7 protein-coding genes are annotated in these 18,307 nt (G+C 76.5%); 3 read left to right on the top strand and 4 right to left on the bottom strand.

Features of this window, described 5'->3' with window-relative positions:
* Positions 1 to 34 precede the first annotated feature (34 nt).
* From recC to recD, 3 genes are read left to right on the top strand one after another with little or no spacing between them, the layout of a single operon-like run.
* Positions 35 to 3,463, top strand: coding sequence for an exodeoxyribonuclease V subunit gamma (gene recC, locus BLT72_RS12545; RefSeq protein WP_091417334.1), 3,429 nt, complete (start codon positions 35 to 37; stop codon positions 3,461 to 3,463).
* Positions 3,460 to 6,894, top strand: a complete 3,435-nt coding sequence (locus tag BLT72_RS12550) for a UvrD-helicase domain-containing protein (protein ID WP_091413201.1) — start codon at positions 3,460 to 3,462, stop codon at positions 6,892 to 6,894. The genes recC and BLT72_RS12550 overlap by 4 nt, the downstream gene beginning before the upstream one ends.
* A complete protein-coding gene (recD, locus tag BLT72_RS12555; protein ID WP_231930021.1) occupies positions 6,891 to 8,825 on the top strand; it encodes an exodeoxyribonuclease V subunit alpha in 1,935 nt (644 codons plus the stop codon). The genes BLT72_RS12550 and recD overlap by 4 nt, the downstream gene beginning before the upstream one ends.
* 13 nt (positions 8,826 to 8,838) lie before the next feature.
* On the opposite strand, the gene BLT72_RS12560 is transcribed toward recD, so the two are convergent.
* The 4 genes from BLT72_RS12560 to BLT72_RS12575 all read right to left on the bottom strand — a co-directional run bounded on the left by BLT72_RS12560 (position 8,839) and on the right by BLT72_RS12575 (position 17,940).
* Positions 8,839 to 10,263, bottom strand: coding sequence for a nucleobase:cation symporter-2 family protein (locus BLT72_RS12560; RefSeq protein ID WP_091417338.1), 1,425 nt, complete (start codon positions 10,261 to 10,263; stop codon positions 8,839 to 8,841).
* Between the two features lie 119 nt (positions 10,264 to 10,382).
* Complete coding sequence (gene nudC / locus BLT72_RS12565) at positions 10,383 to 11,255, bottom strand: NAD(+) diphosphatase (protein ID WP_091413203.1); 873 nt, start codon at positions 11,253 to 11,255, stop codon at positions 10,383 to 10,385.
* A gap of 68 nt (positions 11,256 to 11,323) precedes the next feature.
* Positions 11,324 to 14,656, bottom strand: a complete 3,333-nt coding sequence (locus tag BLT72_RS12570; RefSeq protein WP_231930022.1) for an ATP-dependent helicase — start codon at positions 14,654 to 14,656, stop codon at positions 11,324 to 11,326.
* Positions 14,653 to 17,940, bottom strand: coding sequence for an ATP-dependent helicase (locus BLT72_RS12575; RefSeq protein WP_091413204.1), 3,288 nt, complete (start codon positions 17,938 to 17,940; stop codon positions 14,653 to 14,655). Before BLT72_RS12575 ends, BLT72_RS12570 begins: the two co-directional genes overlap by 4 nt.
* Positions 17,941 to 18,307: the final 367 nt, after the last annotated feature.

Below are 18,307 nucleotides of genomic sequence, written 5' to 3' on the forward strand. Positions count from 1 at the left end.
AACTGTCGGCCGCGGGTCCTAGGGTGTGCAGACCATGAGCCTGCAGATCCACCGCGCCGAGCGTGCCGACCGCCTGGTCGCCGCGCTCGGCGGGCTGCTCGCCGACCCGCTGCCCGACCCCTTCGCCACCGAGGTGGTCAGCGTCCCGACGCCCGGCGTCGAGCGCTGGTTGGCGCAGCGGCTCGCCGGCCGGCTGGGGGTCGGCGCGGCGGGCGGGGACGGCGTGTGCGCCGGCGTCGACTTCCCCTCGCTCCCCCGGCTCGTCGAGCGGGCGCTGGGGACCCCGGAGTCGCAGCGGCTGGAGGACCCCTGGCGGCCGCAGCGCGCCGTCTGGCCCCTGCTCCGCGTCCTCGACGCCGCCCGCGGGGAGGCCTGGGCCGCCGTCCTGTGGAGCTACCTGGGCGACCGGCCGGGGCCCGACCCCCGCAGCGCCGAACCGGTCGGACCCGGGGACGGCACCCGCACCGACGTCGCCCGCAGCGGTCGCCGCTGGTCGACGGCGCGGCACCTCGCCGGGCTCTTCGCGCGCTACGCCGCCGCCCGTCCGGCCATGGTGCAGGCCTGGTCGACGGGCCGCGACGTCGACGGGGAGGGTCGCCCGCTGGGCGCCGACCGTGCCTGGCAGGCCGAGCTCTGGCGCCGGCTCCGGGCCGAGCTGGACGCCCCGAGCCCCGCCGAGCGGGTGGCGGCGGGGACGGCGGCCCTGGTCGCCGACCCGGGCGTCAGCGATCTGCCCGAGCGGTTGTCGGTGTTCGGCGCCACCCGCCTCGAGCCGCAGCACGTCACCGTGCTGGCCGCGCTCGCCGCGGGACGCGACGTGCACCTCTGGCTGCCGCACCCCTCACCCGACCTCTGGCGGGCGCTCGCCGACGCACCCGGAGCGGTGGCGCTGCCGCGCCGCGCCGACGACCGCAGCGACGCCGCCGCCCGGCACCGGCTGCTCGCCTACCTCGGGCGCGACGTCCGCGAGCTGCAGGCGGTGCTGCAGGCGGCCGGGGTGCCGCTGCAGGACCACCACCACCCCGTCGACCCGGGCGCTGACGTCCCACCGGCCCGGCTGCTCCAGCACCTCCAGGCCGGCATCGCCGCCAACCAGCCGCCGGCGGAGCCGGCCGGCCGGCCGGCGCTGCCGCCGGACGACCGCAGCATCCGGCTGCACCGCTCGCACGGGCCCGACCGGCAGGTCGAGGTGCTGCGCGAGGTGCTGGTCGGGCTGCTCGCCGACGACCCCACCCTCGAACCCCGCGACATCCTCGTCATGTGCCCCGACATCGAGACCTTCGCGCCCCTGGTGGCGGCGACGTTCGGGCTGGACACCGACGAGGCGACCGCGGAGCACCCCGGCCACCGGCTCCGCGTCCGGCTGGCCGACCGCTCGCTGCGGCAGGTCAACCCGCTGCTGTCGGTGCTCAGCCGGCTGGTGGTGCTGGCCGGCTCCCGGATGGAGTCCGCGGCCCTGCTCGACCTGTGCGCCACGCCGCCGGTCGCCCGCCGCTTCGGCTTCACCGGCGACGACCTCGAGCGGCTGCGGGACCTGGTCCCCCGGTCCGGGGTCCGCTGGGGCCTGGACGCCCAGCACCGGGCCGCCTTCGGGATGGCCGGCTTCGGCCAGAACACCTGGAGCGCGGGCCTGGACCGGCTGCTGCTCGGCGTCGCCATGGACGAGTCGGGCCAGCACTTCCTGGGCACCGCGCTGCCGCTCGACGACGTCGACTCGGCCGACGTCGACCTGGTGGGACGGCTGGCCGAGCTGGTCGCCCGGCTGGGCGAGGTGACCGACCGCTGCCAGCGCCCGCAGCCGCTGGCCGGCTGGGTGGCCCTCTTCCGCGACGCGCTCGAGCTGCTCACCGCGGTGACGCCCGCCGACACCTGGCAGGTCGCCCACGCCTCGGCCGAGCTGGGCCGGTTGACCGAGACCGCCGGCGAGGACGCCGACGCCGTGCTGTCGCTGTCCGAGGTCAGCGCGCTGCTGGCCGAGGCCTTCCGCGGCCGGCCCGGGCGCAGCAACTTCCGCACCGGCACGCTGACGCTGTGCACGATGCACCCGATGCGCTCCGTCCCGCACCGCGTCGTCTGCCTGCTGGGCGTCGACGACGGGGTGTTCCCCCGGCCGGGCCGGATCGACGGTGACGACGTCACCGCCGTGGACGAGCGGGTCGGCGACCCGGACCCGCGCAGCGAGGACCGCCAGCTGATGCTCGACGCCGTGCTGGCGGCCCAGGAGCACCTGGTGGTCGTCTTCGCCGGGATGGACCCGCGCACCGGCGTCGACATCCCGCCCGCCGTCCCGGTCAAGGAGCTGATGGACGCGGTCGACCTGACCGTGACCACCGCCGACGGGCGCCCCGCGTCGGCGCACGTCACCGTCCGGCACCGGCTGCAGCCCTTCGACCCGGCCAACTTCGCGACCGGGCGGCTGGAGCCGGCGGCGCGGCGGCCCTTCAGCTTCGACACCGCCGCCCTGCGCGGGGCGGAGGCCTCGCTGCGGGACCGCCGGCCACCGCCGCGGGTGTTCGGCCGCACGCCGCTGGCCCCGCTGCCGCCCGGAGGGCCCGTGGAGCTCGCCGAGCTGACCCGGTTCTTCCGCCACCCGCTGCGGGCGCTGCTGCGGGCGCGCGGCAACGTCTCCCTCTACGGGGAGGACGAGCGGCCCGAGCCCGAGATCCCCGCCGACCTCGACGGCCTGCAGCGCTGGGCGGTGGGCGAGCGGATGCTGGGGCTGCACCTCCAGGGCGTCGAGCTCGACGTGCTGCGGGCGGCGGAGTGGCGGCGCGGCGACCTGCCGCCGCGGGCCTTCGGCTCGCGGGTGCTCGGCGACGTCACGGGCCAGGTGGCCGAGGTGCGGGCCGCAGCCGGGCCCTTTGTCGAGGACGAGCCCCGTCGGGTCGAGCTGGCGGGCCGGCTGGGCGACCGGCTGCTGGTCGGGACCGTCCTGGGCGTGCACGGCGACGACCTCGTGCAGGTCAGCTACTCCCGGCTCAGCGCCAGGCACCGGCTGCAGGCCTGGCTCGAGCTGCTGGCCCTCACCGCCGTCCGGCCGGGGCGGCCCTGGCGGGCGGTCAGCGTGGCCCGGCGGGGGGTGTCGGTGCTCGGCCCGCTGGACCCGGGGTGGGCTGCCCGGGTGCTGGCCGACCTCGTCGAGCTCCAGCAGACCGGCCTGGCCGAGCCGCTGCCCTTCTCGGCCCGGACGTCGGCGGAGTACAACCTGATCCGGTCCGCCGACCGGCCGCTGGCCCCCCGGATGAAGCTCCTGCGGGGGATCTGGCGCGAGGACGGGGACGACCTGTACGCCCGGTTCTTCGACCCGCCGCCCGGCGGCAGCGGCCCGACCGGTCTCGACGCCCTGCTGGCCGAGCCGTCCCGGCCTGCGGAGGAGCGCGGCACCCTCGTCGAGCCGAGCCGGTTCGGCACCCTGGCCCGTCGCGTCTTCCACCCCCTGATGAGCAACGAGGAGCTCCGGTGAGCACCGCGACCAGCACGCCCCCGGACCGCACGGAGGAGCTCGAGGCCTTCGACGTCCGCGGCCCGCTGCCCGGCGGCACCACCGTGCTGGAGGCCAGCGCGGGCACCGGCAAGACCTTCACCATCGCCGCGCTCACCGCGCGCTACCTGGCCGAGGGCGTGGTCGAGCTCGGCGACCTGATGCTGGTCACCTTCGGCCGCAACGCCAGCCTCGAGCTGCGGCTCCGGGTGCGGGAGCGGCTGGTCGCGACCGAGGCCGCGCTGCGCGCCGTCCGCCGCGGCGACCCGCGGCCGGCCGTCGACGAGGTGGGCGCGCTGCTCTGCGACGCGCCGCCGGCGGAGCTGGACGCGCGGCACGCCCGGGTCGCCCGCGCCCTGGCCGAGTTCGACGCCGCCACGATCGCCACCACCCACGAGTTCTGCCTGCAGATGCTCGACGGGCTGGGCGTGCTCGGGGACCGGGAGCCGCAGGCCGTCTTCGTCGAGCACCTCGGCGACCTGGTCCGCGAGGTGACCAGCGACGTCTACCTGCGCCGCTACGCCGCCGAGGGCCGCAGCCCGTTCGCCAGCTTCGAGGACGCGCTGGACGTCGCGCAACGGGCCGTCACCGCCGTGCACGCCACGCTGGTGCCCGCCGCCGGCGACCCCGACGAGGCCACGGACGCGGCCGAGCGGGTCGGCTTCGTCGCCGAGGTCCGCGCCGAGGTCGAGCGGCGCAAGCTCGCCGGTCGGTTGTTCACCTACGACGACATGCTGACCCGGCTCCGCGACGCCCTCGCCGACCCCCGGTGGGGGGAGGTCGCCGCCGACCGGCTGCGGTCCCGCTACCGCGTCGTCATGGTGGACGAGTTCCAGGACACCGACCCCGTGCAGTGGGAGATCCTGCGCCGCGCCTTCCACGGCCACGCGACGCTCATCCTCATCGGCGACCCCAAGCAGGCCATCTACGCCTTCCGCGGCGCCGACGTGTTCAGCTACCTCGACGCCCGCGAGGAGGCCGGCACCGTCCGCACCCTCGCCACCAACTGGCGCAGCGACGCCGCCGTCGTCGGCTCGCTCGGCACCCTGATGGGCGGGGCCGCCCTGGGTGACCCCCGGATCGTCGTCCGGCCGGTGGCGGCCCACCACGGCGGGCGCCGGCTCCGGTCGGCCGACGGCTCCTCCCCCGCCCCGCTGCGGCTGCGGGTCCGGCCCCACGAGGCCGACGCGGACGAGCCGCCGCTGGTCGGCGACGTCCGCCCGCAGATCCTCACCGACCTGGTGGCCGACGTGACGAGCACGCTGGCGGGCGGAGCGGAGCTGCACCTGGGCGGCGGCTGGCGCCCGGTGCGGCCCGCCGACATCGCCGTCCTGGTCCGGACCAACGACCGCGGCGAGGAGATCCGCGAGGCGCTGGTCGCGGCCGGGGTCCCCGCCGTCATGCTGGGCGCCGGCTCCGTGTTCACCTCCCCGATGGCGGCGGAGTGGCTGACCCTGCTCACCGCGCTCGAGCAGCCGCGGCAGCAGCTGGCCCGGCGGGCGGCCCTGACGCCGTTCGTCGGCTGGACCTTCACCCAGCTGGCCGACGCGACCGAGGACCAGCTCACCGACCTGGCCCAGCGGGTCCGCTGGTGGAGCCGGGTGCTGGCCGGCCGCGGCGTCGCCGCCCTGATGGAGACGCTGACGGCGGACACCGGGCTGCCGGAACGGCTGCTGGGCACCGTGGGCGGCGAGCGCCGGCTGACCGACCTGCGGCACCTCGCCGAGGCCCTGCACGCCGCCATGGTCGCCGGGCCCCTCGGGGTCGGGGCGCTGCGGGCCTGGCTGCAGGACCGGGTCACCGAGGCCCGGGCCCGGCTGGCGGGGGACGGCACCCGTCGGCTGGAGACCGACGCCGAGGCCGTCACGGTGGTCACGGTGCACCGGAGCAAGGGCCTGGAGTACCCGCTGGTCTACCTGCCCGACGCCTGGGACCGGCACGTCAGCGGCAAGGACGAGGGCCGCACGCTGATGCTCCACGAGGCCGGCCGGGCCGTCCTCGACGTCGGCGGCCGGAGCGGGCCGGGCCGCCACGACCGCTTCCGCACCGCCCTTGAGGAGGACGCCGGGGAGAACCTCCGGCTGCTCTACGTCGCGCTCACCCGCGCCCAGTGCCAGGTCGTCGCCTGGTGGGCGCCGTCGCACAACACGCCCGGTTCGGCGCTGCAGCGCTTCCTCTACCGCTCCCGCAGCAGCGAGGGCGAGGTTCCCGCGGCGTCGTACCCGCTCTCCGGCGACCCGAGCGCGCTGCCCGGGCTCGGGGACGACGTCGTCGTCGAGCCGCTGGTCCCCCGGGCCGTCACGCCGTGGCAGGCCGGTGCCACCGACGTGCCGGCCATGGCGGTCCGCACCTTCACCCGGCCGCTGGACCTGCGGTGGCGGCGCACCTCCTACTCGGCGCTCACCGCGGCGGTGCACGGGGTCGAGCAGGTCAGCGCGGCCGTCGGCAGCGAGGCCGAGCCGCTGCACGAGGACGACGAGGCCGCGCCCGCCGTCGGCACCCCGGAGGACGGCTCCCCCGGCGCCGTCGCGGACGCGGCCCTGGACCGACCGTCCCCGATGGGTGACCTGCCGAGCGGCGTCGACTTCGGCACCGCCGTGCACAGCGTGTTCGAGCTGGTCGACCCGACGGCCGACGACCTCGCTGCCGAGCTCCGCCGGGCGACCGCGGTCGCGCTGGGCCGCGGCGGCGGGGGCCTGGGCGTCGACGCGCTGGCCACCGCCCTGCTGCCCTCGTTCCTCACCCCGCTGGGCCCGCTGGCCGGCGGCCGGCGGCTGGCCGACATCCCGCCGCGGGACCGGCTGGCGGAGCTGACGTTCGAGATGCCCCTGGCGGGTGGTGATGCCGCGGGCGGGGGCGGGGGCGGGGCGCGCGGCGAGGTCACCGTCGGCCGGCTGGCCCCGCTGGTCCGCCGGCACCTCGGGGCCGCCGACCCGCTGCGCCGCTACGCGGAGCTGCTGGAGCACCCGACGCTGGCCGAGCAGCCCCTGCGCGGCTACCTGAACGGCAGCATCGACGCGGTGCTCCGGGTCCCCGACGCGGCCGGCGTGCCGCGGTACCTGGTCGTCGACTACAAGACGAACTGGCTGGGCAGCTTCGACGGCCGCCCGCTCACCGTCGGCGACTACACCCCGCCCCGGCTGGCGGAGGCGATGATGGCGGCGCACTACCCCCTGCAGGCGCTGCTCTACGGGGTCGCCGTGCACCGTCTGCTGCGCTGGCGGCAGCCCGGCTACGAGCCGGCGACGCACCTCGGCGGGGTGCTGTACCTGTTCGTCCGCGGCATGGCCGGGGCGGACACCCCGCAGGTCGACGGCGTCCCCTGCGGCGTCTTCAGCTGGCGGCCGCCCGCCGGGCTGGTCACCGACCTGTCGGACCTGCTCGACGGCCGCGACCCCGAGGAGACCCGGTGAGCACCACCACCGACCCGGGCGCGACGACGCGCGCCGTCGTCCCCCCGGCCCCGAGCCCGGGCGACCCGGCGCTGGTGCGGAACGCCACCGGCCTGCTCGGCACCTTCAACACCGCGGGTGTGCTCCGCCCGGCGGACGTGCACACCGCGCGTGCCGTCGCCCGGATGGCCGGCGAGCCGGACGAGCGGGTGCAGCTCGCCGTCGCCCTCGCCGTCCGGGCGCTCCGCAACGGCTCGGTCTGCGTCGACCTCGCCGGCGTCAGCAGCACCGTGTTCGACGAGGCGGAGGAGCAGGTCGACCTCGCCGGGCTGCCCTGGCCCGAGCCGGACGGCTGGGCCGAGGCGTGCCGGGCCAGCCCCCTGGTCAGCGTGGGCGCGGCCGGTGACGGCAGCCGCCCGCTGCGCTGGCACGAGGGCCAGCTGTACCTCGAGCGGTACTGGCAGCAGGAGGAGCTGGTCCGCACGCAGCTGCAGCAGCGGTTCGCCGCCGAGGGCTACGCCGTGGACGAGGAGCGCGCCCGCGCGGCGCTGGCCCGGCTGTTCCCGCGGGACGGGCTGGACGCGGGTGAGGTCGACCGGCAACAGCTCGCGGCCGCGGTCAGCCTGCTCAGCCGGGTGACCGTGCTGGCCGGCGGCCCCGGCACCGGCAAGACCACGACGGTGGCCCGGCTGCTGGCCCTGCTGCGCGACCAGCCGGGACCCGCACCGCGGATCGCGCTGGCCGCCCCGACGGGCAAGGCCGCCGCCCGCCTGGAGGAGGCCGTCCGCTCGGCGACCGCGGGGCTGGACCCCGACGACCGCGCGCGGGTCGGCGACGTCAGCGCGTCCACCCTGCACCGGCTGCTCGGCTGGCAGCCCGGCAGCCGCAGCCGCTTCCGGCACGACGCCACCAACCACCTGCCGCACGACGTGGTGATCGTCGACGAGATGTCGATGGTCTCGTTGACGATGATGGCCCGGCTGCTCGAGGCGGTCCGGCCCGACGCCCGTCTCGTCCTGGTCGGCGACCCCGACCAGCTGTCGTCGGTGGAGGCCGGTGCTGTGCTGGCCGACGTGGCGCGGGCCCCCGGGGACCCGTCGACCGCGCTCGGGGCCGGGCTGGCGACGCTCGACCTCCCGGGCGTCGCGGACGAGCCGCCGCCCGTGCACGGCGTGGTGCAGCTGACCCGGCCGTGGCGGTTCGGCGGCTCCATCGAGGTGCTGGCCCGGGCCATCCGGGCGAGCGACGACGACGCGGTGGTCGCGGTGCTCCGCTCCGGCGCCCCCGACGTGGGTTTCTGCGAGCTGGAGCTGGACCCGGAGACGGGCCGGGTGCCCGGCCCCGACGACCTGGCCGAGCTGGCCGACGCCGTGCGCGACGCCGGCCGGCGGGCCCGGCAGGCGGCGCAGCGCGAGGACGTCCCCGGCGCCCTCGCCGCCCTGGACCGGCACCGGCTGCTCTGCGCCCACCGTCGCGGGCCCTACGGGGTGACGCGCTGGAGCCTGGAGGCCGAGCGCTGGCTGGTCGAGGCGGTGCCCGGCTACGGCGAGGACGGCGAGTGGTACCTCGGCCGGCCGCTGCTGGTCACCGCGAACGACTACGAGATGGGCCTCTACAACGGCGACACGGGCGTGGTCGTCACCACCCCGCAGGGCGTCCGGGCGGCCTTCGCCCGCGGGGCGGAGCCGTCGCTGGTCGCGCCGGTCCGGCTGGACGCCGTGCAGACCGTGCACGCCATGACCGTGCACCGCGCCCAGGGCAGCCAGTTCACCCGGGTCAGCTTCGTGGTCCCGCCGCCGGCGTCACCGCTGCTGACCCGTGAGCTGCTCTACACCGCCGTCACCCGGGCCACCGAGCGGGTGCTGGTGCTGGGCACCGAGGAGGCGGTCCGGCAGGCGGTGCGGCGACCGGCCCTGCGGGCGAGCGGGCTCCGGCACCGGCTGGCGGGCTGAGCCGGCCCGTCGCTCAGGGACGCTCGGCGTGCCCGGAGGGGTCGGCGGCCGGTCCCCGGACGGCGTCGTGCGGCGCCAGCTCGGGGTCCCCGGCCAGCTCCACCTGGAGCCGGTCGGAGTTGAGCAGCAGGTTGAGCAGGATCGCGGTGACGGCGCCGGCCGAGATGCCCGAGTGGAAGATGATCTGGAACCACGTCGGGAACTGGTCGAAGATCGTCGGTGCCACCGTGGGCAGCAGACCGATGCCGACGGCGACGGCCACGACGAGGATGTTCGTGTTGTTGAAGCGCACCTTCGACAGCGTCCGCACCCCGCTGGCGGCCACCATGCCGAACAGGGCGACGCCGGCGCCGCCGAGCACGGGCAGCGGGATGCCCTCGACGACACCGCCGAGCTTGGGGACCAGGCCGAGGACGACGAGCACCCCGCCGGCGAAGGTCGCCACGTACCGCGACTTCACCCGGGTCATCGAGACCAGGCCGACGTTCTGCGCGAAGGCGGTGTAGGGGAACGTGTTGAACACCCCACCGAGCACCGTCGACAGCCCGTCCGCGCGGAGGCCGTCGGCGAGCTGGCGCGGGGCGACGGGCTTGTCGACGATCTCCCCGATGGCCAGCATGTCGCCGGTGGTCTCGGTCATGATCACCAGCGCGACGACGCACATGGCGACGACGGCGCTCACCTGGAAGGTGGGCAGGCCGAAGTGGAACGGCGTGCTGACCCCGAACCAGGGCTGGTCGGCGACGGCGCTGAAGTCGGCGAGCCCGAAAGGCAGGGCGACGACCGTGCCGACCAGCAGCCCGGCGAGGATCGAGAGCCGCTTCACCGCGGCCGGCGCGAAGCGCTCGATCAGGATGATCACCAGCAGGGTGAACGCGGCGAAGCCCAGGTCCAGGGGCGCCCCGAAGTCCTCAGTGCCGGTGCCGCCGCCCGCCCAGCCGGCCGCGACGGGCATCAGGCTCAGCCCGATCACGAGGATGACGGTGCCGGTGACCAGGGGCGGGAAGAAGCGCAGCAGCTTCGCGAACACCGGGGCGAGCAGCATCATGAAGATCCCGCTGGCGATTACCGAGCCGTAGATCGCGGTCACGCCGTACTCGCTGCCGATGGCGATCATCGGCGAGACCGCGGCGAAGGTGCAGCCCTGCATCAGCGGCAGCCGGACGCCGAAGCGCCAGAAGCCGAGCGACTGGACGAGCGTGGCGACGCCGGCTACGAGCAGGTCGGCGCTGATCAGGTAGGGGATGTCGGAGGCGTCGAGCCGGCCGGCGGAGACCAGCGCCCCGCCGACGATCAGCGGGACCGCCACCGCCCCCGCGTACATGGCGAGGACGTGCTGCAGGCCGAGCGGGGCCAGCCGGCGCAGCGGGGGGACCTGGTCGACGGGGTGGGCGGCGGGCGCCGGTGCCGCGGGCGAAGGGGCTGCGGTGGCGGTCATGGGAGCTCCCGGGACGTGGGTGGCCAGCACCAGCACGCTAGGGCCGGTGTGTTGCGGCCCGGTCGCGCCGCGGTGTCGATCGGGTGAAGCGGCCGGCCGGTGGTCCCCGCCGCCGGAGATCAGCGCTTGCTGAAGGGGTCCTGACCCTCGCGCCAGGTGGCGATCAGCCGGGAGGCGATCGAGCTGGCGCCGGGCAGCCCGAGCTCGCCGGCGTCCAGGGCGGCGGTGAGCTGGTCGCGGGTGTACCAGGCGGCGTGGCTGATCTCGTCGGTGTCGACGTTGATGACGGTGCTGGTGGCACGGGCGAAGTAGCCGAGCATCAGCGAGCGCGGGAAGGGCCAGGGCTGGCTGCCGAAGTAGTGCAGCTCGTCGAGGGCGACGTCGACCTCCTCGGCGATCTCGCGGTGGATGGCCTGCTCGGCCGACTCCCCCGCCTCGACGAAGCCGGCGAGCACCGAGACCCGGTTGCCCCAGTGCTCCTGCCCGCCGAGCAGCAGCCGGTCGTCCTCGTCCACCACGGCCACGATGACGGCCGGGTCGGTGCGCGGGAAGTGGTCCTCGCCGCAGGACGTGCAGTGCCGGGCGAACCCGCCGTTGATGACCGTGGTGGGGCCACCGCACCGCGGGCAGAGCGACTCCATCCGGTGCCAGTTCGCGACGGCCGTCGCCGCGGCGGCGATGTCGAGCTCGGCCTCGCCGAGCACCCCGCCGACCTCGCGGAGGTCGTGGACCTCACCCTCGGTCAGTGCCTCGACGGCGAAGATCGGTGCCCCGTCGAGCAGGCCGAGCAGGCGGTGGCGCTGGCTGTCGAACTCGACGAACGGCTTGGTCATCCGGAGCCGGGTGCCGCCCGGGTTGGTGGTGAACTTCCCGTCCGCCCCGATCTTCAGCAGCTTCGCGTCCGGCGCCCGCCACAGCCCGCTGACCCAGTCGGTCGAGCGCCGGTGGTGGTCGACGCGGTCGAGGTCGCTCGCCGTCACCCAGGTCGTCACCGCCCCAGCCTAAGCGACCTCCACCCGTCGTCCCGCCCGCCTGCGCCGGGCCGCAGCGCCCTCCTCCGTCAGGCCCGGTCGAGCAGCAACGCCTCGAGGGTCGCGCGGTCGCCGAGCCCGCGCGGGTGCACCAGCTGGTCGGACCGGACGTGGTAGAAGACCGCGTCGACCTGCTCGAGCGGCACCTGCTGGACCTCGGCCCAGGCCAGCCGGTAGAGCGCCAGCTGCAGCGGGTCGGCGTCGTCGAGCCGGCTGGTCTTCCAGTCCACCACCTGCCAGCGGGCGCGGCCCTGATCGTCGTCCGGCAACCGGTAGACCGCGTCGATCCGGCCCCGGACCAGCCGGCCGCCCAGCAGCAGGCTGAACGGGGCCTCGACGGCGTAGGGCGCGGAGGCACCGAACCGGCCGGCGACGAAGGCCTCGCACAGCTCCCGCAGCTCGGTCTCGTCCTCGGTGCCCCCGTCGACGCGGTCCGGCAGGTCGTCCGGGTCGACCAGCTGCTGCTGCCCCAGGCCGCCGCTGCCCAGCCGGGGACCGAAGTAGTGCTCCACCCAGGAGTGGAAGCGGGTGCCGAACCGGGCGGCCCGGGACGGCGGCCGGGGCATCGGCCGGGCGAGGTCGGCGGCGTACCCGTCGGGGTCGGCGGTCAGCCGCAGCACCGACGTCGCCGAGAGGCTCTCCGGCAGCAGCACGCGCTGCTCTCCCGACCGGGCCGCGGCCAGCTCGGCCAGCAGCTTGTCGGTGTCGGAGTCCCAGCCGGCCACCACCTCCTCCGCGTCCAGCAGGAGCTGCTCGGCCCCGCCCGCGGGCTCGTAGCTGCCCGTCCGGGCGTTCCGCCGGCGCGCCGCCTCGACCTGGCCGGCCGCCGCCTGCCGCCGGGCCCAGGCGTCGGGGTCCAGGGGCTTCGGCCAGGGCTGCGGTGCCGCGGCGGTGATCAGGGGGTTGTCAGGACCGGACGGCGCCGCCTCGGCGACCACCTCGCCCTGCCGGCCGGCCTCGGCCAGGAGGGCCTGCAGGTACCCCGACGGCGTCCGCGGCTTGCTGAGGTCGGCGCGCCAGTAGTGGCCGGTGCCCACCAGCAGCTGCCGCGCACGGGTGGCCGCCACGTAGGCGAGCCGGTCCTCCGCCAGCAGCTGCTGGCGGGTCAGCTCGGCCTTGTACGTGGCCAGGCCGGCGTTCGAGGCCTCGTCCAGCTGCGGGATGGAGCCGGCGTCCCCGCGCAGGTCGGCCGGCAGGACGGCCGGGTTCGTCACCCAGTTGTCGGTCACCCGGTCGCTGGGGAACACGCCCTTCATCAGCGCGGGCAGGAAGACGACCTCCCACTCCAGACCCTTGGCCTTGTGCACCGTCAGCAGCTTGACGGCCTCGCGGTCCGACGGCACCGCCTGCTCCAGGCCGGCGCCCTGGTCGATCTCGGCCTGGAAGTAGGCCAGCAGCCCGGACAGCGACGCCTCCCCGTCGACGTCGACGTAGTCGGCCACGGCGTCGAGGAAGGTGCCCAGCTGGTCACGCCGGTTGCTCTGCTCGAACTCCCGGGTGGCCACCAGCTCGACGTCGAGCCCGAGCGTCACGATGATCCGCCGCGTCAGGTCGAGCAGCGGCTCGTCGCTGTGCCGGCGCAGGTACGCCAGCTCGGCGGCCAGCCGCGCGAACCGCTCGCGGGCGGCCGCGGAGTACGGCGCGTCGCCGGGGTTCTCCAGCGCGTCGAGGAGGCTGACCACCTCGGTGGGGTCCACCCCGGCGACGGCGTCGGACAGGGCGGCGACGACGTCCGGCGGCGCTCCGGCGTCGGCGGCCGTCTCGGCCCGGTGGAGGTCACCGCCGCGGGCCAGGTCCCGGGCCCGACGGCCCAGCAGGGCGAGGTCACGAGGGCCGATCTGCCAGCGCGGACCGCCGAGCAGACGGATCAGGTCCGGGTTGGCAGTGACGTCGTTGACCAGCCGCAGGGTCGCCGTGACGTCGACCACCTCGGGCAGGTGCAGCAGCCCGCCCAGGCCGACGATCTCCACCGGCACGTCCCGGGCGCTCAGCTCGGCGTAGAGCGGGGCGATGTCGGCGTTGCGGCGGGTGAGCACGGCGATGTCGGCCCAGTGGGGGGCCCGGCCGTCGGTGTGCGCGGCGACGATCTGGTCACCGATCCAGCGGACCTCCTCCGGCCAGGTGTCGAAGGTCGCCGCCCGGACGGTGCCGCGCGGGGTGCCCTCGGGCGCCAGCAGCAGCCCCAGCCCGTCCTGGGCCGCGTCGCCGCTGGCGCCGGGGAGGGTCGTCGAGCGGAGGGGCCGGCTGAGCTCGTTGGCCACGTCGAGGATGCTCTGGCCGCTGCGCCGGTTGACGGTGAGGGCGAACCGGCGGCTGGGACTGCGGTCGGCCCGGGGGAAGTCGCCGGCGAAGCCGAGGATGTTGCTGGCCGCGGCCCCGCGCCAGCCGTAGATGGCCTGGAAGGGGTCGCCGACGGCGGTGACCGGGTGCCCCAGGCCGAGCGAGGGAACCGGCCCCGAGAACAGGTGCCGCAGCGTGATCGCCTGGGCGGCGGACGTGTCCTGGTACTCGTCGAGCAGCACCACCCTGAAGGCCGCCCGCAGGCTCGCCGACACCTGCGGCACCTCCTCGGCGAGGCGGGCGGCGATGGCCATCTGGTCGGCGAACTCGACCAGGCCCAGCCGCCGCTTGAGCTCCTGGTAGTCCAGCACCAGGCTGGCCAGCTCCAGCCGTTCCTGGGCCGCGATGACCGCCTTCTTCACGTCGACGTAGACGTTGCCGTAGCGGTTCGGCGGCGCCGACTCCCAGCCCAGCAGCATCTCCCGGGCCTGGGCGTCCAGCGCCTCCGCGGCCACCAGGTGCGACTGCAGCTCGGCGTCGAGCTTGAGCACCCGCTCCGTCACCGTGGCCGGCCGCAGCCGGGACAGGAACTCGAAGGGCCCGGCGGCGGCCTTGACCACCCGGGACGCCAGCCGGTAGCGGGTGGCCCCGCTGACCATCGTCGGGTCGGCCTCGTAGCCCAGCCGCAGCCCGTGCTCGGAGACCAGCCGGGCGGCGAACGCGTCGTAGGTCATCACCAGCTGCTCGCCCGACTCGTCGACCCCGCGGTCGGAGACGACGCCCGCCTTGAGCAGCGCCGCGCGGACCCGGGCGGACAGCTCGGCGGCGGCCTTCCGGGTGAAGGTGAGGCCCAGCACCTCCTCGGGCCGGACCGCGCCGGTGCCGACCAGCCAGACCACGCGGGCGGCCATCACCGTCGTCTTGCCGGACCCGGCGCCGGCGATGATGACGCCCGGCTCCAGCGGTGCGGTGATGGCGTCGAGCTGCTGGGCGGAGAAGGCGATGCCGAGGGCTTCGACGAGGTCGTCGGTGTCCCGCAGCCGACGGGTCGGGGCTGGCGGGGTCAGCAGGTGGAGGCTCACGCGACCACCTGCTGACCGGCGGACTGGGTGGGGCAGCTGCCACGGAAGGGGCAGTAGCGGCAGGCGGCGCCGATCCGGGCCTCGAAGCGCTCGGAGCGGATCACCGACGCCGCCTCGGCGAGCCGCCGGTGCACCCAGGTCGGCTGGGTGGCGCCCTCGCCGACCGGGTCGTCGGTCTCGGGCAGCCCGAGCGGGAACGGCACGTCGTCCAGCGACGCCTGCTGGAACACCCTGGGGTGGCCGGTGGTGCCGTCGGGGAGCCGCAGGTAGACCAGCTCGGCCCCCGCCGGCCGGGCCCCGGGGCCGGCGACCTCGGCGAACGCGTCGGCCTGGACGGCCAGCTGGTAGACCCCCAGCTGGTCCTGCAGGGCCACGTCGGCGGCGGCCGGGGCGGCCCGCGAGGTCTTGAAGTCCACGATCCGCACCCGGCCGTCAGGGTCCCGCTCGACGCGGTCGGCCGTCCCGGTCAGGTGCACCCGCTCGTCGCCGAGCTCGACGTCGCAGCTGAACGGCACCTCCGTGCCGAGCAGCTGCTGACCGGGCCGGCCGGCCTGCCAGGCGGCGAACCGCTCCAGCGCCGACTCGGCCTCCACCCGCTCGACCGCCGACAGCCAGTTGGCGTCGAAGTCGAGCTGGTTCCAGACGGCGTCCAGGTGGGCGGTCAGCTCCTCCGGGTCGTCGGTCTGCGCGCCGTGCTCGGCGAGCACGTGCACCAGCGAGCCGAAGCTGGCCGCGGTGGTGCGGACCGGCTCGCCGTGCGCCTGCCGGGCCAGGAACCACTGGCGCGGGCAGGCGAGCACGTTGCCCAGCTGGCTGCCGGACAGCCGGACGGCGGCGTCGGGCGCGACCACCGGCCCGGGCGCGTCGCTGAGCTCGCGCATCCCCCACCAGGAGACCGGCTGCGCGGCGGGCACCAGGGGGCGACCGTCGGGTCCGGTGGCGTCGGCCAGCCGGGCCAGCCGGAGGGCGGCCTGCTCCCGCAGGGGCGGCGGCGCCTCCGGGTCGACGCTGACCCGGCGCAGCTCACCGACCAGTGCGGCCAGCGAGAGCGGCCGGCGGGGGCGGCCGGGCAGCAGCTGGACGGTGACGCCCAGCTCGGGCAGGAAGCGGGACGGCTGGTCGCCCTCCCCCTCCGTGCCGGCGACGGCGGTGACCACCAGCCGGCTGCGGGCCCGGGTGCAGGCGACGTAGAACAGCCGGCGCTCCTCGGCGATCCGCTGGGCCGTGGGCACGGCGTCGGAGACGCCGCGCCGTCCCAGCCGGTCGGCCTCCAGCAGCGAGCCGCGTCGGCGGACGTCGGGCCAGGTGCCCTCCTGCACCCCGGCGACGACGACGAGCTCCCACTCCAGGCCCTTCGAGCGGTGCGCGGTCAGCACCCGGACGCCGCCGCCCCGCAGCTCGGACTCGCGCAGGGTGTCGGCCGGGATCTGCTGGCCCTCCACCTCGGCCAGGAAGCCGGTGACGCCGCGGAGCCCGGCGACCTCCTCGCTGCGGGCGGCGATGTCGAACAGCGCGCAGACGGCGTCGAGGTCGCGGTTGGCCCGACGGCCGGTGTCGCCGCCGTAGGCCGCCTCCCGGCGCAGCCGCGCCGGCCAGCCGGTCCGCGACCAGAGCGTCCAGAGCACCTCCTCGGCGGTGCTGCCGCCGGTGACCGCCCGCTCGCAGCGGCCGAGCAGGTCGGCCAGGCCGGCCGCCGCCTCCGCGTCGGCCCCGCCGTCGCACTCCGCGAGCAGCTCGGGCTGGCGCAGCGCGAGCGCCAGCAGCTCCGCCGACGGCCGGGGCAGCGCCGTCCCGGCCAGCTCGGCCCGCTCCGCCTGCCGCAGCGCGCGTCCCAGCCGGCGGGTGGCCATGGCGTCCAGCCCCCCGAGCGGGGAGGTGAGCAGCAGCTGCGCCTCCTCCGGCCCCAGCACCCGGCTGCGGGTCGCCACCTGGAGCGCCAGCAGCAGCGGGCGGACCGCCGGGTCCGCCGACAGCGGGATCTCGTCGCCCGCCACCTCGACGGGCACGCCGGCGGCGACGAGCGCCCGGGCCAGCGGCGGGATGCTCGCGCGCCCGGAGCGGACGAGCACCGCCATCTCCTCCCAGGCGATGCCGTCGCGCAGGTGCGCGGCGCGGAGGATCTCGGCGATGTGCTCCGCCTCCGCGCCCGCGCTGGTGCAGGTCAGCACCTCGACGCGGCCGCGGGGGCGCGTCGGGTCGGTGGTGGGGTGCCGGAAGGCCTGGTAGACCTCGGGCGGCAGCGAGCGCGGGATGCCGAGGCGGGAGGCGACGCTGCGGCTGGCCGCGAGCAGGGCCGGGCCGAAGCGGCGGGTCTGCTGCAGGGCCAGCACCGGCGCCGGGGCGCCGTCCCGGGTGCGGAACAGGTCGGGGAAGTCGAGGATCCCGCGCGCCTCGGCGCCCCGGAAGGCGTAGATGGACTGGTCGGGGTCCCCGACCACCACCACGTCCGCCCCCGCCCCGGCGATGGTCTGCAGCAGCCGCACCTGGGCCGGGTCGGTGTCCTGGTACTCATCGACGAAGACGCAGCCGATCTCGCGCCGCAGCGTCGCGACGACGTCGGGGTCGGTCAGCAGGATGCGGCTGCGGTGCACCAGCTCGGCGTAGTCGAGCACGCCCTCGGCGTCCATCACGTCGAGGTACTCCTCGAAGAACTCCCCGATGCTCACCCACTCGGCGCGGCCGGCCGCACGGCCGGCGGCGATCACGTCGTCGGGGTCCATGCCCAGCTGGCGGGCCTTGGCGAGGACGGCCCGCACCTCGCTGGCGAAGGCGCGGGTGGGGAAGGCGCGGGCGAGGCTCTCCGGCCAGTCGGCGTGGTGGGTCTCCAGGCTGCCCTGCAGCGTCTCCCGCACCCGGAAGTCCTGCTCGGGCCCGGTCAGCAGCCGGACCGGTGCCGAGGCGCCGGACGTCGCGCCGCTGTCGTTCTCGGCGCCCAGCCGCTCGCCGAAGCGCCGGACCAGGGCGTAGCAGAAGGCGTGGAAGGTCATGGCCATCGGCGTCACGACGGTGCGGCCGAGCCGGGCGGCGATCCGGGTGCGCAGGTCCGCCGCGGCGCGCCGGGAGAACGTCAGCACCAGGATGCTGTCCGGCGTCGCGCCGCGCTGCTCGATCCGGGCTACCACCGACTCGACCAGGGTGGTCGTCTTGCCGGTGCCCGGCCCGGCGAGCACCAGCAGCGGCCCGCCCGGGTGGTCGACGACGGCCTGCTGCGCGGCGTCGAGCCGGGGCGGGGCGGCGGCGGAGCCCGCGGCGAGGGGGGCGGCGGAGCGGACGAGGCGGTACATGCGGTGCGGTGCGTCCCTGCGGTTCGGGCCCGGGGGCGGGCGGCGTGGGTGCGGTGAGTCCTATTCGACCAGACGCCACCGACAAAGCCGCGGTCGTCGCCGGGCGGGACACGGAGTGCGGCGGGGGTGGAGCACACCGCGGAGCCAGCGCCCGGACGAGCAGCGCGTGCTGGGCGGGGACAGCCCGGCGGGGTCGGGCCCTGTCCCGATCCAGCACTCGGCAGCCCCGCCGGCCGACCCCGCCAGGCCGCGTCGAGGACGTGCTGCCGTCCCGGCCACCGTGGTCGCCGGCAGCGCCAGGAAGCCGAGGGTCGCGGCGGTCAGCTCCGGGGTCACCGGCACGAAGTCGAAGCCGGAGGAGCGGCCG

The organism is Friedmanniella luteola (assembly GCF_900105065.1).
GTDB classification, from domain to species: Bacteria; Actinomycetota; Actinomycetes; order Propionibacteriales; family Propionibacteriaceae; genus Microlunatus; species Microlunatus luteolus.

Bases quoted from the DNA above. Each gene is read 5' to 3' on its own strand.
- BLT72_RS12560 (WP_091417338.1), bottom strand. From the start codon at position 10,263: ATGACCGCCACCGCAGCCCCTTCGCCCGCGGCACCGGCGCCCGCCGCC.
- recC (WP_091417334.1), top strand. From the start codon at position 35: ATGAGCCTGCAGATCCACCGCGCCGAGCGTGCCGACCGCCTGGTCGCC.
- BLT72_RS12575 (WP_091413204.1), bottom strand. From the start codon at position 17,940: ATGTACCGCCTCGTCCGCTCCGCCGCCCCCCTCGCCGCGGGCTCCGCC.